Source organism: bacterium (assembly GCA_040755795.1).
In the GTDB taxonomy this organism is placed as follows: Bacteria; UBA9089; CG2-30-40-21; order CG2-30-40-21; family SBAY01; genus JBFLXS01.
Genome location: JBFLXS010000755.1, coordinates 1 through 1,062, shown reverse-complemented (window position 1 = coordinate 1,062; position 1,062 = coordinate 1). Strand labels below are relative to the sequence as shown.

Sequence of the window (1,062 nt, the reverse complement as noted above, 5' to 3'; positions counted from 1 at the left end):
CGAACCTAAAGGTTCGCACTACATTTATCGAATGTCACAGGTTAATTCGTGTCCATTTGTGGCTAATTTCTCTAATTCTCTGTGAACTCTGTGCCTCTGTGGCTGAACGGTTACTAAAAACCTAAAGAGCCCGTAGAAAGAAAAAATCTATGATAGAATTAATACCATCACCATTTATCCAGATAATAATATTCATCTTTGGAGCACTAATCGGAAGTTTTTTTAATGTCTGTATTTATCGCCTACCAATAGACGAATCAATTGTTATTCCTTTTTCTCATTGTCCAAACTGCAAAACCAAAATAAAGATATGGGAAAATATCCCAATTATCAGTTATCTCATTTTAAAAGGTAAATGCCGTTATTGTGGTGTTCAAATCTCTCCAAGATACCTCATCGTCGAAATTTTAACCCCTGTTTTATTCCTTTTGTTATGGCAATTTTTTGGGAAATCACCTGATTTCTTTATTTATCTTTTATTTGTTTCAGTCCTTATCATTATTACTTTTATCGACTTCGAACATCAATTAATCCTTAATGTTCTAACATATCCTATGATAATCATAGGACTTTTAATAAGTTACTTTAAAGGTATATTTATTAGTTCTTTAATAGCAGGATTAGTTGGTGGAGGGATTATCTTTTTAATCGTGATTATCAGCCCTTTTATTTTTAAAAAAGAAGGCATGGGTGCCGGGGATTTTAAATTGGCGGCAGTCATTGGTGTATTTTTAGCCAGCTGGCAATATACCTTAATAAGTCTATTTTTTGCCTCATTTTTAGGCTCGTTAGTTGGATTGATATTAATTTTATCAGGTAAAAAGAGATTTGGTGAATATATTCCGTTTGGACCATATTTAGTCTTTGGGGCTCTAATTATCTTATTCTATGGTAAAAATATCATAGATTGGTATAATGGTATTACTGCTGGAATTAATTGAAATACAGAAGTTAGGAAGTTGAGAAGTTAGGAAGTTAAGAGGTTAAGAAGTTCTTACTTCCTGATTGTTGATTTGCAATTAAAACAGATTTCTCGCAAAGGCGCAAAGGACGCTAAGAAAA

Annotated in this window: 1 protein-coding gene; it reads left to right on the top strand. The window is 32.6% G+C overall.

What is annotated here, in order from left to right; translation table 11 throughout:
• Window positions 1-149 precede the first annotated feature (149 nt).
• Window positions 150-941 (top strand): prepilin peptidase, encoded by a 792-nt coding sequence (locus AB1414_21445; protein MEW6609976.1) that lies wholly within the window; start codon window positions 150-152, stop codon window positions 939-941.
• The last annotated feature ends 121 nt before the right edge of the window (window positions 942-1,062 follow it).